Below are 18,154 nucleotides of genomic sequence, written 5' to 3'. Positions count from 1 at the left end.
AATACTATTTTCTGTTAACAATTAATTCCTAATATCAACAATCACCTTTGATTTTGTCCGACTAAAATTATGATTAAAAATGAGCAAGTTGTTGGTTTAATGCTGCGTTTACAGAATATAGGATGCCGAATTTGGGCTGAAGATGATAAGCTCCGAATTCGGATTAGTAAAAATACCCTCACTTCTGAACTAAAGCAGGAAATTCAAACTAACAAAGCAGATATATTAGCATTTTTAAATTCTGCCAAAGCTACAACTGTCATGGCAGAGGAAATTCCTACCTTACCAGATGATGCCCCAAAGTTTCTTTCATTTGCTCAACAACGCCTTTGGCTTTTAGCACAACTGCAAGGGCCGTCAGCTAGTTACAATATGCCGATGGTTTTACAACTGGATGGCAACCTGAATATTGATGCTCTGCACTCTACTTTCGCTTATCTGCTTAACCGTCATGCCAGCCTACGGATGTATTTTCCCACAGTGGCAGGAAATCCCCAGGTTGCGATGCCTGCGGCGGTAAACTACGCAAATTTAGACGACATCGAAGTTTTAACGATACAAGACTGCCGAAATATTGATGAATATCCCCAATCCTCAACCATTCAACATTTTATCGATGCTCATGTTCAAGAACCCTTTGACTTAAATACTGCCCCTTTATTTAAAGCGAAACTACTGCTAATCAAAGAGCAAAAATATGTGTTGCTGATTAATATGCACCACATTGTCAGTGACGGCTGGTCAATGGGGGTGTTTGTCCGTGAGTTCAGGCAAGCTTATACGGCTTTTGCCCAAAATCAGACACCAAGCCTTGCACCATTACCCATTCAATACAGCGACTACGCAAACTGGCAACTAAACTGGCTACAGGGTGAAGTATTAGAAACTCAAATTAACTACTGGAAACATCAACTTCAGGATTCTCCCCCATTATTGGAGTTACCTACCGATTATCCCCGTCCAGCATTGCAAAGCTACCGAGGCGCACGTTATCTCTACTCCCTAACGCCGGAATTAAGCGCTGGTATTAAAGCTTTAAGCCAAGAACAAGGGACAAGCCTATTTATGACTTTGTTGGCGGCTTTGAATATTCTACTTTCTCGTTACAGTCGCCAAGAAGATTTATGTATTGGTTCTCCCATTGCTAACCGCACTCATAGCCAGACTGAATCATTAATCGGCTTTTTTGTCAATACTTTAGTACTGCGTAACCATATCAAACCTGAGCAAAGCTTTATTGAGTTGCTTCAAGAAACTCGCCAAACTTGTTTAGATGCATACTCTCATCAAGATATTCCCTTTGAGTTTCTGGTAGAAAAGTTACAGCCAGAACGCAGTATGAGTCATAATCCTTTATTCCAGGTCATGTTAACCCTGGAAAATAATCAAAGTCCCGACTTGAGTTTGCCAGGATTAGAGATTCAATGGCTCGATTTCTATTGTCCATTTGCTAAGTTTGACCTCACACTTATGGTCATAGAATCTGACAACCAGTTAAATTGCTTTTGGGAATACGCTACCGATCTCTTTGAGAAAAGTACTATCCAACGAATGGCGGAGCAGTTTGAAGTTCTGCTTAAGGGAATTGTTGATAAACCTCAAGAACCGATCAAAACTCTACCTTTGATGACAGCCGCCGAACTTCTGCAACTGCAACGCTGGAATCAAACGGAAATCAATTATCCTCACGATAAAACTCTAGTTGATCTATTTGAACAACAAGTTGCTCAAACCCCTAATAATTTCGCTTTGGTTTTTGAATCCCAAAGCCTAACTTATCAACAACTTAATCAAAAAGCGAACCAATTAGCTCACTACCTGATTCAAAATTACCAAATTCAGCCAGACACCTTAATTGGTATCTGTGTTGAACGGTCTTTGGACATGATTATTGGTTTACTCGCTATCCTCAAAGCAGGTGGTGCTTATGTACCGATTGACCCCAATTATCCAAAAGATCGGATTCAATTGATGTTAGAAGACTCTGGGACATCAGTCTTACTAACTCAAAGTTTCCTCAAAGACAAATTACCCCTAGCTGAACTGGAAAATCCTTGTCAGGTAATTTGTTTGGATGAAGAAAATCTTGGTGAGGTATTAACAGATAACGCCGTGTGCAACTTTCTCTCAAACCTAACCCCCAACCCCTTCCCTACTAGCATTGGGGAGCAAGAATCAAAGCCTCTCTCCCTGTGGGGGAGAGGTTTGGAGAGGGGTTCTAAGAATAAGTTGCACATCGCGTCAGATAATCCCAATCCCCAAATTAGACCTCATCATTTAGCTTATGTCATCTATACTTCTGGCTCGACGGGACGACCTAAAGGGGTAATGATTGAGCATCGAGGACTGGTAAATTTGACTTTGGTAATTAACAAAGCTTTGGAAATTGAACCCCAAAGTCGTCTGCTTCAGTTTGCTTCTTTTAGTTTTGATGCCTCAATTTGGGAAATTGCTACTACTCTGACCGCAGGCGGTTGTTTATATCTTGCCCAGAAAGAAACTTTGTTACCCAGCCAAGACTTAGTAAACTTCTTAGCAAAACACAAAATTTCTCATATTACATTACCTCCTTCGGTTTTATCTCTATTACCTGAAGCTGTTTTACCCGATTGGCAAACTATAGTTGTTGCTGGTGAAGCTTGCCCAACAGAATTAGTTAGACAATGGGCAACTGGACGACGTTTTTTCAATGGCTATGGCCCCACAGAATCTACAGTTTGTGCGAGTATTGCTCGGTGTCATCCTAATAGCAAAAAACCGCCCATTGGTAAACCAATATCCAACATCCGCATCTACATTTTAGATACTCATAACCAACCATTACCCCCAGGAATACCAGGGGAATTGTGCATCGCGGGAGTAGGTTTAGCACGAGGCTATTTGAATCGTCCCGATTTAACTGCCGAAAAGTTTATTCAAATTAACTTATTCGGTAAAACTGAGCGAATTTACAAAACTGGTGATTTAGCAAAATGGAATTCTGATGGTAATATTGAGTACCTGGGTCGCATTGACGAGCAGATTAAATTACGAGGATTTCGGATTGAACTTGGTGAAATTGAATCAATTTTATTGCAATATCCCTTAGTTAAAGAAGCAATTGTAACTCTATATAAAACTGAGAACAACCAGAGTTTAATTGCATATCTAACAGGAATTACTAGTGATTTATCTATGCAATTAAAAAATGAACTTAAATCCCGTCTGCCCGATTACATGATACCTACTCAGATTATTGTCTTAGATAAGTTGCCTTTAAGTGCCAATGGCAAAATTGACCGAAAAGCTTTACCCGCTCCCAATGGTGAGATTGAAGGCTTATATGAAGCCCCACGCAATGAAGTCGAAGAACAGCTAGCGCAAGTGTGGTCTGTTGTTCTCGAACGTCAAGAAATTGGAATTCATGATAACTTCTTTGATTTGGGGGGACATTCTTTACTAGCGGTAAAACTGCTCAATAATATTCAACAGGTATTTGAGCAACAACTTTCTTTAAGTAGTTTATTTCAGAATCCTACTATTGCTCAACTGGCACAACAACTAAGTAATCATGAGGTTAAAAAATCAAATTCTGATTTACTTGTACTTCAACCTCTAGGAGATGCAACCCCTCTATTTTGTCTTCCTGGTGCAAATGGACACAGCTTCTATTTTCGAGATTTAGCAATCAATTTCACTAATGAACGGCCAGTATATGGACTCGAAACTCCAGGAAGAAACGGCTCTACCGCGCTCCCTGAGTCAGTTGAGCTTCATGCTCGTCAACTGATTGAGCAATTACGCCAACAGCAACCCAACAGTCCGTACATATTGGCAGGATATTCTTCAGGTTGTGCCGTTGCTTTTGAAATGGCTTCTCAACTCGAACAGCAAGGTGAAATGGTGAGTTTACTAGCTATCTTTGATGCCGGAATAGTTTCTCGTGCTGAGTATATTACTGATAGAACAGACCTTGATTGGATTTGGCAAACGATTCAACGAATTGAAGCCTTGAAGGGAATCTCTTTAGGTCTGCAATATGCTGATTTAGCCGCTCAAACTGATGATCGAACCAGATGGGAACTGACGGCAGAATATTTGTACCGTCATAATGTTCTACCGGAACACTCAACCCTCTCTTTATTGAAAACAAATCTGCAAGTAATGAAAATACTGACGCTCAATTATGCTAAATATCAGCCTCATCATCCAATTTCTGCACCCATTGTTTTATTCCGCGCTCAAGAAATTCAGGAGATTGTTTTGCAAGAACTCCAAGCTTTTTCCGATTGCGATCTACCTGATTGGGGATGGCAAACCTATACTCAACATGCTGTCAGGGCGATCGAAGTACCTGGAAACCACGGTCGAATGCTTTATGAACCCAATGTAAAAATCTTAGCCAGAAAATTACAGCTTGCGATCGCAGATGGAGCATGGTAAAGATTAATACCAAAAGAGGAGTACGATATGCAATCCAAAACTTTTCGCGATCAACCCTTAAAGAAAGATTCTTTTATTTCAACTTTTACTCAATTTTGGGAGGATGTTAAAGCGATTACAGGGCCTTACTGGTATCCTACCAAGGCAGAGGGAAGAGTATTTTCAAATGTGATTCGCGCATGGGGAATGCTCATCCTCCTAATATTATTAATAATTGCGCTCGTAGGTGTAACTGCTTTTAATAGCTTCATTAGTCGCTATTTGGTCGATGTCATTATTGAAGAGAAAAATTTTGATAAATTTGTTGAGACAGTATCGCTTTATGGTGCTGCTCTTGTCTGTATAACACTCTTAGTAGGATTTACGAAATTTATCAGAAAAAAAATTGCTCTTGATTGGTATGAATGGCTAAATAATCACACATTAGAAAAATATTTCGGCAATCGAGCTTATTATAAAATAAACTTTAAATCTGATATTGATAACCCAGATCAACGTCTATCTCAAGAAATTGAACCTATTACCAGAAGCGCTCTAAATTTTTCAGCTACTTTACTAGAAAAAACGCTGGAAATGATGACTTTTTTAGTAATTCTCTGGTCAATTTCCCAATTTGTCGCAGTTGCTTTGGTTGCTTATACCATCATAGGTAATGTGATTGCTGTTTATTTGACTCAAGAATTGAATCAGATTAATCAAGAGGAACTTGAATTTAAAGCTGATTATGCTTATGCTCTAACCCATGTTCGGAATCATGCTGAATCGATAGCTTTTTTTCAGGGAGAAAAAGAAGAATTGAATATAATTCAGCGTCGATTTAGTAATATTCTAAAAAGTGCTAAATGCAAGATTAATTGGGAGAGAAATAAAGATATTTTTAGCAGAGGATATCAGGCTGTTATCCAAATATTTCCCTTTATAGTACTCGGCCCTTTATATATTAGAGATGAAATTGATTTTGGAGAAGTTGGTCAAGCTAGTTTAGCTTGCAATCTGTTTGCTAATGCTATGGCAGAAGTAATCAATGAATTTGGAACTTCTGGAAGATTTTCTAGTTACGTTGAGCGTTTAGGTGAGTTTTCAAATGCGTTAGCAGCTGTTACCAAAGAACCAGAGAATGTAAAGACGATTAAAACTATAGAAGAAAAGCGTCTTGCTTTCGAGCATGTCACCTTACAAACACCAAACTATGAGCAGTTAATCGTCGAAGACTTATCACTTTCTGTTGAGCCTGGAGAAGGTTTATTGATTGTTGGGCCGAGTGGTCGAGGTAAAAGTTCTCTGTTGAGAGCGATCGCTGGTTTGTGGAATGCTGGAAATGGTCGTCTGGTGCGACCTCCCTTAGATGAAGTATTGTTTTTGCCCCAACGCCCTTATATCATTTTGGGAACTTTGCGCGAACAGTTACTCTATCCTCAAACAAATCGTAAAATGAGCGATCGAGAACTTGAAGCAATTTTGCAACAAGTTAACTTACAAAACTTGCTGAGTCGAGTAGATGGTTTTGATACTGAAGTTCCTTGGGAGAATATACTTTCGTTGGGTGAACAACAGCGTCTTGCATTCGCACGATTATTAGTCACTCATCCTAGCTTTACTATATTAGATGAAGCAACAAGTGCTTTAGATTTGAATAATGAAGGGAATTTGTATCAACAGTTACAATCAACGAAAACAACTTTTATCAGTGTTGGACATAGAGAAAGTTTATTTAATTATCATCAATGGGTTTTAGAATTATCACAAGATTCTAGTTGGCAACTTGTAACTGTGGAAGATTATCGGCTTAAAAAAGTAAATCAAATTGTCAAAAACCCACCCGTAAAGGCTGAAGTCACAATAGATGTTTTACCCAATAATCAATCCCCAAATCAACCAGAAATATCTCTTGAGACAAGCACAATTGCTGGACTTTCTCACAAGGAAATGCAAACATTAACAGACTCTTCTATTAACACTATTAGAAGCAAAGCTAGTCTGGGAAAATCCATTACTACTAAGGATGGCTTTACCTACCGCTATGATAAAGACCCCAATGTGTTGAAATGGATAAGAGCTTAACAACTATTTATACTTTTGAAAACTAGGAACATGCTAACTAAACAGCAAAGACAACTAATTGCTTACGAAAATATTTCCATTTACGAACAAACTTATAAATTGCCCGTTTTAAAAAATAACGGTGTAAAAATAGTTCAAAAAAAAATTAGAGAACGTCAAAGATTAATTAAAGAAGGCGTTCGATATAACCATCAGTTTGGGGGGATAATTAAACGGAAAGAAGAAATTAGTCAGGGAGAAATTTTTGAGGAGATCCAACTATTCATTAAGGACTACATTAATATTATTGATTTACTAGAAAACTATAAAGATAGTTATCATGACTTTTTGTTAAAACTTACGGATGACTTAAAAAAATTATTTAAACAAAAATATCTGGAAATAAAAAGCTTAGAAGATGAAAGAAGCAAACTAGAGATAAAAAATAAAGAAAATCTGAAAATAGTTGATGAGTTAAGATGGGAAAAGCAAGAAAACTTTAAAGCAGTTTTATTATTAAGCAATGCTTATTTTATGATGTTAGAGAAAATAAAATTGCTTAGTAAAGGAATTAAAAATCTTACAGAGGATACCAAAAATCAAAAAGAAATTGTTCAGCAAATAATTAGAGATTTAGAAGTCTATCAAGAAATTTATGAATATCAAATAAAAGCTAATAAAATCCGTCAGGAAATAGCTAAAATTGCTCATACTGCAATCAATTTTGAAAATTCTCTCCAAGATTATTTTAGTCCGTTTCAATCTTTAATAGATGAAGTTGTTAAAGTAGATGAATATTTTTATAAAACTGTTGGAGATATTAAAATTTTAGGGGATAATATTTTGAAGTACAAGTTCAATTTATTAAACCTTGAAACAAACGAGACAATTTCTGATACTTTTCTTGATTTTATGGTGACAAGTTATGAGAAACAAACCAGATTAAAAGATGCTTTTATTGAGTCTCAATTATTAGATTGGCAAATCAATAATTTTGATTTGAGTGAAAATGATGTCTTTTTAGATAAAGGGATTGATTTAATATCTAATTACATATCTAGTGAACTCACCGATCAAAGAAAACTACTAGGTATAACAGAAGTAAACTTTGTCTCTACAGTGCCTCTATCTTCTGTTCAAGAAACAGGATTGATGGAACTGACTAATAACAATATTACGTTCCAAAGCAATAGAAATATCGATTATACCCAACTGCGGGATCTCCTCGCGCAGCACAAGTGGAAAGAAGCTGACATTGAAACTACTAAATTAATTCTACAAGTCATGAATAAGACTTATTGGAATGAAGTTTATAAGGAAGATATTGATAATTTCTCTTGTCAAGACCTCCACACCATCGATCGACTTTGGGAACAATACAGTTATGGTTACTTCGGCTTCAGTGTTCAGGAAAGTATCTGGAGTGAAATGGGTGGTCAAGTAGACTATGAAACAGAAAAGAGACTTGGCGATCGCCTTGGTTGGCGAAAAGAGGGAAACTGGTTAGACTACGAACAACTAACTTTTAAATTGTCCCCCATGACACCGATGGGACATTTACCAGCTAAATGGCTACACTATGACCAACATACCTTTGACTTATCTTCAAAGTCATCTACAGAAGACCTTTCAATGGGAGCGTGGCGGGTGGGGTCTTGGTTAGTTTGGCAGATGCATTTATTTTTTTCTCGTGCAAAATTTTGTAACCGAACATCAATACTTTAATAAATTTAAAACATCAGCATGGATAATATTAATCTTTCTGATATAGAAATAGAAGTTTTACTTTTTGGAAAATGGCGTTTTGATACAGCTTGGGAAAAAATATCTATTATCTTTAAAGATGATATGACTTACGAACAAACTAGGGTTCAAACATTTATTCTATATAAACCTAAAGAACTGATAACAGGGAATAAATTTAATGGTGTATGGTACGTAACCGAGCGCAAACTGCATCTAAATATTAAAAGCATCCCCAACTCATTTTTAAATTTACAAATACCCCTAGCTTTTAAAATTTCTTTTGCAGATATTGTAGCTACTTTGGGTTCTTTATTTACAGCCGAAAAGTATGAATTTGTTAAAATTAATAGTTCTAAATTTTTACTAAAGGATGGAGAACAATCAATTATTGGTACAAAAATAAATACCCCATCAGGAATGCGGGGTAACACTTAACAATTAAAAATTAAAAATTAAAAATAATCAAATTACAGACAGCTAGGTTTACCTACTTGCTACTGCTCGATCGCTAATCATCTCTCGAATTGCATAAGCTGTGGCGGGTGCTAGTAAAACACCATTGCGATAGTGTCCGGTAGCCAGGAGGATATTACTAAACCCTGGCAACTTACCAATAACTGGGGCTGGGCGACCTTCAGGGCGGGGACGTAACCCCGACCAAGTGCGGAGAATTGTTGCTGTGGCTAATTCTGGGCAAAATGCGATCGCTTGTTCTCTAACAGATTCCAGTAGTTCTTGATTTGGTGGTATCTCATTTCCATTGCAGGGAAATTCCACTGTTGCGCCTATCCAATAATCTGTGCCGCCTACAGGAACAATATGGACATCGTTACCCGTTATCACTGGCTGGAAGTCGGGATTGCCTAATGGATGCCCTACACGCATTTGTAAGGCTTGCCCAAGTACGGGGCGGATGTCAATTATCTGATTTAATTTTGCCGTCAATGGTGTTGAACCTAGCCCTGCTGCGACTACAAACCAATCTGCGCCTATTTTTCCTTCTGTAGTCTCAAGTTGTACGCAAAATTGGGAAGAAGATTCAGGTGGTGAGGTTTGGGCATCCAAAACAGTCACGCCAAATTTGAATGTTACGCCGTTTTGCTGGGCAGCTTCAACTAAAGCTAATGTGAGAGCAGTTGGATCGAGTTGACGGTCTTGGGGAGAATAGACAGCGCCAGTAATTTTTTCGCAATCGACTTGAGGACAGATATTCTGGAGTTTAGCTGTATCCCATATTTCTAAATGCCAGCCTTGAGAGTGGCGAATTTCTACTAGTTTTTCCCATGCTGACATCACTTCTAGGGAAGAATCAGACAAAAGCATGAGAATTCCCTGACGATTAAAAGGGATTTTGCGACCTGTTAAAGCTTCTAATTCAGGAATCAAAGTTTCATAGCGTTGGATGCTAGTTTGTCGCATCTGCCAAGCTTTACCCTTGATTTTTTGGCTGATTGCGCCCATCAAAACGCCAAGTGCAGCGCCTGTGGAAGCTTGTGCGGGTGGTTGGCGATCGCAAACTGTGATTTTGAGTCCTTTTACTAGACTCAGTTCATAAGCGATCGCAGCCCCAACTACACCACAACCGATAATTACTACATTCATTACTTGTGCTTGAAGTGAAAGTGAGAAGTTAGGAGTGAGAATTCAGGAGTTAAAAATTTAAAATTCCTAACTCCTGTACAGACGCGATTCATCGCGTCTCTAACTCCTAACTCTTGTAGAGACGCGATGAATCGCGTCTCTAATTATTAACCCTCTTCTTTTTTAGGAAGCAGATCGAGGAATTTGTCAATCTCTGCAAAAGCAGCCTGGGATTGGTTCAAGGCAACTAGAGGATTGCTAGCACTAGTAGCTTTATCGAGTTTAACCAGGTCTTTAAAAAAATCTCGCGTTATTTGACGGGCTGTGGGTTGGTCTTTGGGTAGAAGGTTGGGAGTGACATAAGTCAGATTCAGCTTTGCTTCTGTTATGGGCCCATGTATAAAGTTACGCACATTGATCCAATCACCTTTTTTAATCAGACTTGTCAACTCTTCTGAGCGATCGCGCACAGCCTGAATTTCAGGAACATAAGCCTGAATTTTTTCAAGTTGTACTGCTGTGTAAGTCGGAGGTGCGATCGCAACACCAGGGCCACCACAACTAATCAGGAATGTGGCCAATAGTACTAGGAAAAATGAAAAAATCGAGCGTTGACGCACCATATATTCAACTTAATTGCTTTTGGTTTACCGATTCACAGTGTCATTTTAGATCGCTAGCGCAGTCAATCGTTCTTGTCAGCCAAGGATTTTGCAGAAAATCTTGATATTTTCTCCAAAGAGCAGAGTTCCATCTGCTTTTGAGTAATTTTTAAGTACAATTACTTAATAGGTGTTAGGCAGTCCCAACAAGAAGCGATTTTTGGTTTCTGTTAGTAACTGATATTGTTAGGGAAGTATGATTTAGAGTTGCTAAATCTCAAAGGTCTTGATAAGCTGAAACACCAATATATATAAGCCTTTTGGCGGTTTTTCTGTCTTCACATCCCCGAAGATGCCGACGCAATATAGGAGTGTTTTTTAGTGAACGCAGCTGAACAGGCAACGAACCTTGAACTCGCCAGCAACATTGCCACGGTAGTTAATTTGTTCAAATTCGAGTTTCCTGATGCCAAATCCGATCTCAAACCCTGGAAAAATGACCCAGAAACTAGGGAGTTAGTCGATCCAGATTCTATAGATATTGGCTTTCACTTTCCTGGTATTAGCAAATCTTGGCGAAGTCGTAGTATTTTAATTCAAATCCGATTTTATCAAGATCCCATCAATAATTCCCGGCGTGCGATCGGCGTAGAGGTAGCTGGATTCGATCATCGCGGTGAAGCGTGGCGACTTTCTACGGTAGAAAACTGGAATGTTGTCGGCGCATCTTCGCCTTCTGGTGAAATCGAGGATAAGCTCAAACAGATTTGCCGACAGATTCTAGAAGTTTTTAATAAACCAGGACTTACGCATTAAAAACCTTAAACCTAGATCCCCCCTAATCTAGGCTGTTGACTTTGGTAAGATTTGACGGTTTTTGGTTCATGCTATTTTTGTGGGAGCGCAAAATCTCTTTTTTGTAATTGCGTTCGCGTAGCGTCTCGTAGAGAGCAAAGCGAAGCAATCGCAAAGTCTCTGGGATTGCTTCGCTTTGCTCGCAATGACTACACATATTTTGCATGATTTTTAACTCCTAAAAAGGCGCAGAGTCAACAGACTACCCCTAACCCCCCTTAAAAAGGGGGGAATGATAAAAGCCCCCTTTTTAAGGGGGTTGGGGGATCTCTTGTGCGTAAGTTTTATAACCCAAGTGAATGAAATCAACTTGTGTCAGAGAAAGTAGTAAGGAATAATACAGAGGATTGCGATCGCTAGCCACCCATATCACAATGACTACCGTAATATTTGTACATGGCACAGGCATTAGAGAACGAGAATACAACGAAACCTTTCAGATAATTGAGCAAAAGATTCACGCTCAACGTCCTGATATCAAAGTTTCTCCCTGTCTTTGGGGTGTATTAGGTGCGAAGTTCAATGATAATCGGGCATCAGTACCCTTGGAAGATGCAACACTGGCTTTATCTCAAGGAGAAGAAGACGCAGAGATTATACTGTGGGGGCAATTATACCGCGATCCTCTGTATGAATTGCGACTGTTTTATTTGCTACCGATTGAGTCAGGAAATCCCTTTGGGGAAGAACCAGGGGATATTTTACAATCTCGTGTAGCGAGTTTCACTCCAGCATTGGAACTGCAAGCTACGTTGCAAGAGGCGGGAATTGCAGAGGTATTTGAGCTAGCACGAGAGGCGGTTATCCACAGTGAACCATATCAACGGGCATTGCTCACAGTTTCCGAATCTGATTTGAGTGAATATTATGCACCAATAGTTAGAGCAGTTGTGGCTCAAGCAATGTTTATTAGCGAACAGCAAGAAAAATTTCCCCCCATACTCACCGATGCCCAATTGCGGGATGATGTTGTGGAATTGCTGACTCTGGTTTTAGGAGAGCCGGAGTTAGGATTGGGTGGCTGGTTCTTAAAGCCACTTGTTGAACTAGCGCAGCACGGCGGAACAAATTATATAAGAGGAAACCGCCTTGAGTTAACTGATAAAATTTCGCCTATGCCTGGTGATATTTTGTTGTATCAGACGCGGGGTGAAAAAATCAGGGCGTTTATCCAGGAACAAATTGCCCAAGCAGAACCGCCAGTAGTTTTAATCGCCCATAGTTTGGGAGGTATCGCTTGTGTAGATTTGCTAGTGCAGCAGCAGTTGTCTCAGGTGGAATTATTGGTAACAGTTGGTTCCCAAGCACCATTTTTATATGAGATTAACGCCCTTTACAGCTTAGAATATGGGCAGTTATTGCCAGAGCATTTCCCGCAATGGTTGAATATCTACGATTTACGGGATTTTCTCAGTTACGTGGGTAATAAAATTTTCCCCGATCGCGTGCAGGATGTGCGAGTGGATAACAGACAACCATTTCCCCGTTCCCACGGTGCTTATTGGACAAATGCTAAAACCTGGGAGGCGATTATTTCGAGGTTGCCATAATGGTTTACTTTTTACGGTGTCTAGAAAACCTCTCTTTTACAACGAGAGAGGCTTTAAATTTTTCCCCTTCCCAATTAGGGAAAGGAGTTAGGGACTTTTTTCAAAGTCGAAGATCCCCCCTAACCCCCCTTAAGAAGGGGGGAAAAGAAACTCTAAAAGCCCCCCTTTTTAAGAGGGAAAAAGAAACTCTAAAAGCCCCCCTTTTTAAGGGGGGTTGGGGGGATCTCCAAAGACTCAGGTGCTTCAAGAAAGGTTTGAAAACACACCCTAGTGGGTTAGGTTATTTTCCCCATCACGTGAGAGGCTAAGTCATCATGCAGTTGACGGCTAAACCCGATCGCACTTTTGGCTTAATTGTGGGTATTGAAAAGTACCACGAAACTGCTTGGAACGTTACAGGTGGAGGGCCAGCCGATGACGCGCTGAAATTTGCTCATTGGCTGCATCTACACGGTGTACCGAAAGAGAATATCCGGTTATGTTTATCAGCACTGGAAGAAAATCATCAGTTAATTGGGGAATGTGGCTTAAATGTAGAGTTAGCAACAGAGCAAAATATCTCTGACATTGTGACTAACTTTTTATCCCCAAAGTCAGGGGATTTACTCTACATTTTTTGGGCGGGACATGGTTTGATTACCTCAGAACGAGAGCGTCGGTTGCTTTGTGCTGATGCAAATAAACAGAATTGGCAGAATTTAGATTTAAAGTCTTTATTAGATTTTTTGGCTTCAGATAGATTTCAGATTCGTAATCATATTTGTATTATTGATGCCTGTGCCAATTATGTTTTAGAGTCGAAGGGAAGACCAACTAACTTAGGTGGCAAAGCTTTTTTGAGTGGTCAGCCAAAGCAAGATAGTCAACAATTTGTCTTACTGGCTACGCGAGAAGGAGAGCAAGCTAAGGTATATTATGAAAATAAAACAGGATACTTTTCTCAAGCTGTGCGGGAAGCTTTCGCGGCAGCTAATGGGAATTTTCCGCCGAATATGAGGGAAGTGACTGAGGCAGTTAAGCAGCGATTTACCAGTTTAGATAAAAAACAACTGCCGACTTATTTTTATTCCCGCAGTTGGGATGGAGATATTGAAAAATCTCATTTCAACCCGTTTGATATCCCGCATAATATCCCACAGAGTCAAGCTCGTAAGTTTGTTGGCAGGGATGAGCAAATAGAACAATTGCATCAGCTATTACAAGCAAATGATGTTGTGGCTATTAGCGATGTGACTGGGCAAGGTGGCGTGGGTAAAACAGAGTTAGCTATTCAATACTCATGGCAATATTTAGAAGATTATTCTGGCGGGTGTTGTTGGTTAAATCCCCAAGGTATTGATTTGGGAACCCAGTTAGTAGAGTTTGGAGTTGTAAATTTATCTAACTTCAATCCACCTAATGCATTAAGTCTAGCGGGTCAAGTTGCTTCTTGTTGGAAGAATTGGCAAGCTGGCAAAGTTTTATTAGTATTTGATGATGTTAAAGACTGGAAGCAAATTCAACCCTATCTGCCACCTAAAGGTTCTCGGTTTAAGGTGTTGATTACCACTCGTCTAAATACAGGGTTAGTATATCCATCACTGCCGTTAGGTAAATTGTCAGCAGATGGAGCCTTAGAATTATTAACAACCCTGCTGGGAAAAGATAGGGTTGAGAAGGAATTAGAATTTGCTAAGGGACTTTGCCGATTTGTGGATTATGTACCTATTGGACTTTACCAAATAGCAGCACAGTGCCGAGAGCCAGGGAGCGAATCATGCTAGCAGACATTCTCGCACAGCTACAAAAGCAAGCATTAACAGGTGAGTCTGGTGTAGCAGCAGCTTTTGAGTTGAATTGGCAAAGCTTGAAACCAGAGGCGCAAAAATTGGCTTGTCTGTTGAGTTTGTTTGCTTTGGCTCCTATCCCTTGGTCTTTGGTAGAATCAGCAGCAAGTGCTAGCCATTTGGAATTTGACTTTAAAGCTAACTGCGCTGTTTTAGTTGAGCGTTATTTACTGCAAGAATTGGCAGAGGACACCTACCAAATTCATGATCGCATTCGGGAATTATTGCAGCAGAAGTTAGAGAAATTAGCGGAAGCAGATGAACTCAAGCGTGGCTATTGTCAAGCAATGGTAGTAGTAGCACGAAATATTCCTCATACACCCACATTGGTAGATATTGCTCAAGCAACTCTTGCCATTCCACACCTGGCGGAAACTGCCACAGTCTACCAAGCTTGGTTAGGCGATGATGATTTAATCTGGCCTTTTATAGGCTCGGCTAGGTTTTACACAGGTCAAGGAGCATACGTGCAAGCCTTACCTTGGCATGAACAAAGTTTATCAGTTGCTAAAAAACGTTTTGGTGATGAACACCCCTCTGTGGCAACTAGCCTGAACAATTTGGCAGCACTCTACAATTCACAGGGAAGGTACAGCGATGCCGAACCTTTGTATATCGAAGCTTTGGCGATGAGAAAACGCCTGCTGGGGGATGAACACCCCTCTGTGGCAACTAGCCTGAACAATTTGGCAGGACTCTACAAATCACAGGGAAGGTACAGCAATGCCGAACCTTTGTATATCCAAGCTTTGGTGATGAGAAAACGCCTGCTGGGGGATGAACACCCCGTTGTGGCAACTAGCCTGAACAATTTGGCAGCACTCTACGATTCACAGGGAAGGTACAGCGATGCCGAACTTTTGTATATCGAAGCTTTGGCGATGAGAAAACGCCTGCTGGGGAATGAACACCCCTCTGTGGCAGCTAGCCTGAACAATTTGGCAGGACTCTACAAATCACAGGGAAGGTACAGCGATGCCGAACTTTTGTATATCGAAGCTTTGGCGATGAAGAAACGCTTGTTGGGGGATGAACACCCCTCTGTGGCAGCTAGCCTGAACAATTTGGCATTACTCTACAAATCACAGGGAAGGTACAGCGATGCCGAACCTTTGTACATCCAAGCTTTGGCGATTGCTGAACAACGGTTGGGGGCAAATCATCCCGATACAATAACCTACCGTGAAAATCTGGAAGAGTTACGGCGCAATCGTCAGCCTTGATTCAGGAGAATGGTTGCTTTTGTCTCCCGTTGGTTTCAGTAATTTAGGTAATCTGCATCGGCTGCATTACCCGTCTGGGATTCAAATCTTAGTCTAATAAGTAGGCAAGATAATTAATTACACAATGTCATTGCAAATGCAGTGAAGCCAAATAAAGCGATCGCACAACCTAAAACTACTTCTCTACGATATGCTTTGCGAAGAGTGCGATCGCACTAACTGTAAATATTTTTGTTTATCTACTTAATGAGCCTCTGAACTCCATTAATGAGCCTTTGAACTCCATTAAAGAGTCTTTTAGCTCCATTAATCAGCCTTTGAACTCCGTTAATGAGTCTTTGAACTCCATTAAAGAGTCTTTTAGCTCCATTAAAGAGTCTTTTAGCTCCATTAAAGAGTCTTTTAGCTCCATTAATGAGTCTTTGAACTCCATTAAAGAGTCTTTGAACTCCATTAATGAGTTTTTTAGCTCCATTAATCAGCCTTTGAACTCCGTTAAGGGACTTCCAATTAAAAAAATATCCAATTTTGTAGGGTGCGTTAGCGATAGCGTAACGCACCGCCAGATATCTCGGTGCGTTACGGCTTTCGCCTAACACACCCTACTGTATATTTTATTTTTTGGAAGTCCCTAATGAGTTTGTTTTCATTGATCAAATCCCCGACTTCTTGAAGAAGTCGGGGATTTTAATCTAGCTTAAGTACGTAACCCACCATCCAGGTTTTCGGTGCGTTAGCCTACGGCATAACACACCCTACGAAACTACGAGGCTACCAGTTACCTACAGGTTGAGCAGTAGCACCCAGCATTGAAGGATCGATTGAAATGCCCAATCCTTCAGCTACACGGCGACCATAAGAAACATCTGCCCGGAAGAAGTGGCAAAGTTGGCGCATTTGGATGTCTTCCCTTGCTTGAGAGAGACTACCAACAATATTTTTAGCCAGACGTTCTTGCTGTTCAGGAGTTAGTAACCGATACAGATTACCTGCTTGGGTATAATCGTCGTTTCCTTCACGATGACTGTAACGATCGACTGTGACATCGCCCAAATGACTAGGTGGTTCTGCATAAGCTGGATTTTCTTTGGGCGTACCCTCAGCACTATTGGGTTCATAGTTAGGAACGCTACCGCCGTTGTTCCCCGGTGCCATAAAGCCATCTCGCTGATAATGCATCACTGGACATTTGGGCTGGTTAACGGGTAGTTGCTGATAGTTACCACCCAAGCGATACCGTTGAGCATCTGGGTAAGAAAAGATCCGAGCTTGAAGCATTTTGTCTGGAGAGAAACTAACACCCGGAACCACTGCACTAGGGCTAAAAGCAGCTTGCTCTACTTCGGCAAAATAATTCTCAGGGTTACGATTTAGCTCTAATATCCCAACTTCAATTAAAGGATATTCGCCTTGTTTCCAAACTTTGGTCAAGTCAAAAGGATTATCTGGATGTTTTTCCGCTTGCTCCTCAGTCATTACCTGAATACACATCCGCCACTTGGGATAGTCACCTTGAGCGATCGCTTCAAACAGATCGTGAGTCGCATGATCGGGATCTTCGCCCTTAATCTTAGCTGATTCTTCCTCTGTCAAGGTTTGATGCCCTTGCAGAGTCTTAAAGTGAAATTTGCACCAAACGCGATCGCCTTCAGCATTAATTAAACTGAAGGTATGGCTACCAAAGCCGTCCATGTGGCGATGGGTTTTCGGAACTCCCCGATCTGAAAACAGGATCGTCACTTGGTGAAGCGATTCTGGACTGAGTGACCAAAAATCCCACTTTGCATTCTGATCTTTGCAATTGGTTTGGGGATTGCGCTTTTGAGTATGGATGAAATCAGGAAACTTCAAAGGGTCGCGGATGAAGAAAATCGGGGTATTGTTACCTACAAGATCCCAGTTACCCTCCTCAGTATAAAACTTGAGGGAAAAACCTCTAGGGTCGCGCTCGGCATCTGCTGAACCCTTTTCTCCTCCAACGGTAGAAAAGCGCAAGAGAAGTTCTGTTTTCTTGCCAATTTCAGAAAAAAGTTTGGCTTTACTGTAGCGGGTAATGTCATTGGTAATAGTCAAAGTACCGTGAGCCGCCGCACCTTTAGCGTGGACAACTCTTTCAGGAATACGTTCTCTGTTGAAATGAGCCAGCTTTTCTATGAGGTGGAAATCCTGGATTAATACAGGCCCGCGCGCTCCAGCTGTAAGTGAGTTCTGGTTATCGCTAACTGGAATACCGTCAGCAGTTGTCAAGTTTTGGGGTTCAGTCATGGTTAAAGAAGCTCTCCATGTAAGTTACTCAGATTGCCCACAGT

Annotated in this window: 13 protein-coding genes; 8 read left to right on the top strand and 5 right to left on the bottom strand. The window is 40.4% G+C overall.

What is annotated here, in order from left to right; genetic code table 11:
- Positions 1 to 69: 69 nt before the first annotated feature.
- From CDG79_RS05675 to CDG79_RS05660, 4 genes are read left to right on the top strand one after another with little or no spacing between them, the layout of a single operon-like run.
- Positions 70 to 4,422 (top strand): non-ribosomal peptide synthetase, encoded by a 4,353-nt coding sequence (locus CDG79_RS05675; protein ID WP_094341259.1) that lies wholly within the window; start codon positions 70 to 72, stop codon positions 4,420 to 4,422.
- A 27-nt stretch (positions 4,423 to 4,449) separates the two neighbouring features.
- A complete protein-coding gene (locus CDG79_RS05670; RefSeq protein WP_094341258.1) occupies positions 4,450 to 6,483 on the top strand; it encodes an ABC transporter ATP-binding protein/permease in 2,034 nt (677 codons plus the stop codon).
- Between the two features lie 30 nt (positions 6,484 to 6,513).
- Positions 6,514 to 8,187 carry a GUN4 domain-containing protein gene (locus CDG79_RS05665; protein ID WP_094341257.1) on the top strand — a complete coding sequence of 558 codons (1,674 nt, stop codon included), beginning with the start codon at positions 6,514 to 6,516 and terminating at the stop codon, positions 8,185 to 8,187.
- Between the two features lie 18 nt (positions 8,188 to 8,205).
- Positions 8,206 to 8,643 (top strand): hypothetical protein, encoded by a 438-nt coding sequence (locus tag CDG79_RS05660; protein WP_094341256.1) that lies wholly within the window; start codon positions 8,206 to 8,208, stop codon positions 8,641 to 8,643.
- A 48-nt stretch (positions 8,644 to 8,691) separates the two neighbouring features.
- Here the strand turns inward: CDG79_RS05660 and CDG79_RS05655 are convergent, their stop codons facing one another.
- Both CDG79_RS05655 and psbQ read right to left on the bottom strand, forming a co-directional pair.
- On the bottom strand, positions 8,692 to 9,810 hold the full coding sequence (locus CDG79_RS05655) for an NAD(P)/FAD-dependent oxidoreductase (protein ID WP_094341255.1): 1,119 nt from the start codon (positions 9,808 to 9,810) through the stop codon (positions 8,692 to 8,694).
- A gap of 146 nt (positions 9,811 to 9,956) precedes the next feature.
- The gene (gene psbQ / locus CDG79_RS05650) at positions 9,957 to 10,412 is read right to left on the bottom strand and encodes a photosystem II protein PsbQ (protein WP_094341254.1); all 456 of its coding nucleotides are present in this window, start codon (positions 10,410 to 10,412) and stop codon (positions 9,957 to 9,959) included.
- Between the two features lie 360 nt (positions 10,413 to 10,772).
- Here psbQ and CDG79_RS05645 point away from each other — a divergent pair, with 360 nt between their 5' ends.
- Entirely contained in the window at positions 10,773 to 11,207 is a 435-nt protein-coding gene (locus CDG79_RS05645; protein ID WP_094341253.1) for a hypothetical protein, read from the top strand.
- 22 nt (positions 11,208 to 11,229) lie between these two features.
- On the opposite strand, the gene CDG79_RS43435 is transcribed toward CDG79_RS05645, so the two are convergent.
- Positions 11,230 to 11,412 carry a hypothetical protein gene (locus CDG79_RS43435; protein WP_094341252.1) on the bottom strand — a complete coding sequence of 61 codons (183 nt, stop codon included), beginning with the start codon at positions 11,410 to 11,412 and terminating at the stop codon, positions 11,230 to 11,232.
- A 208-nt stretch (positions 11,413 to 11,620) separates the two neighbouring features.
- On the opposite strand from CDG79_RS43435, the gene CDG79_RS05635 reads away from it, so the two are divergent.
- The 3 genes from CDG79_RS05635 to CDG79_RS05620 all read left to right on the top strand — a co-directional run bounded on the left by CDG79_RS05635 (position 11,621) and on the right by CDG79_RS05620 (position 15,845).
- A complete protein-coding gene (locus CDG79_RS05635) occupies positions 11,621 to 12,796 on the top strand; it encodes a hypothetical protein (protein WP_094341251.1) in 1,176 nt (391 codons plus the stop codon).
- A gap of 314 nt (positions 12,797 to 13,110) precedes the next feature.
- Complete coding sequence (locus tag CDG79_RS05625; protein ID WP_094341249.1) at positions 13,111 to 14,559, top strand: NB-ARC domain-containing protein; 1,449 nt, start codon at positions 13,111 to 13,113, stop codon at positions 14,557 to 14,559.
- Positions 14,553 to 15,845 (top strand): tetratricopeptide repeat protein, encoded by a 1,293-nt coding sequence (locus CDG79_RS05620; protein ID WP_094341248.1) that lies wholly within the window; start codon positions 14,553 to 14,555, stop codon positions 15,843 to 15,845. The genes CDG79_RS05625 and CDG79_RS05620 overlap by 7 nt, the downstream gene beginning before the upstream one ends.
- Positions 15,846 to 16,084: 239 nt before the next feature.
- On the opposite strand, the gene CDG79_RS42110 is transcribed toward CDG79_RS05620, so the two are convergent.
- Both CDG79_RS42110 and CDG79_RS05615 read right to left on the bottom strand, forming a co-directional pair.
- On the bottom strand, positions 16,085 to 16,405 hold the full coding sequence (locus CDG79_RS42110; protein WP_189524892.1) for a hypothetical protein: 321 nt from the start codon (positions 16,403 to 16,405) through the stop codon (positions 16,085 to 16,087).
- A 211-nt stretch (positions 16,406 to 16,616) separates the two neighbouring features.
- On the bottom strand, positions 16,617 to 18,110 hold the full coding sequence (locus CDG79_RS05615; protein WP_094341247.1) for a catalase: 1,494 nt from the start codon (positions 18,108 to 18,110) through the stop codon (positions 16,617 to 16,619).
- Positions 18,111 to 18,154 lie beyond the last annotated feature (44 nt).

Source organism: Nostoc sp. 'Peltigera membranacea cyanobiont' 232, from assembly GCF_002245985.1.
Taxonomy (GTDB): domain Bacteria; phylum Cyanobacteriota; class Cyanobacteriia; order Cyanobacteriales; family Nostocaceae; genus Nostoc.
The sequence above is the reverse complement of the archived record's forward strand: the minus strand, read 5'-3'. Positions and strand labels throughout refer to the sequence as shown.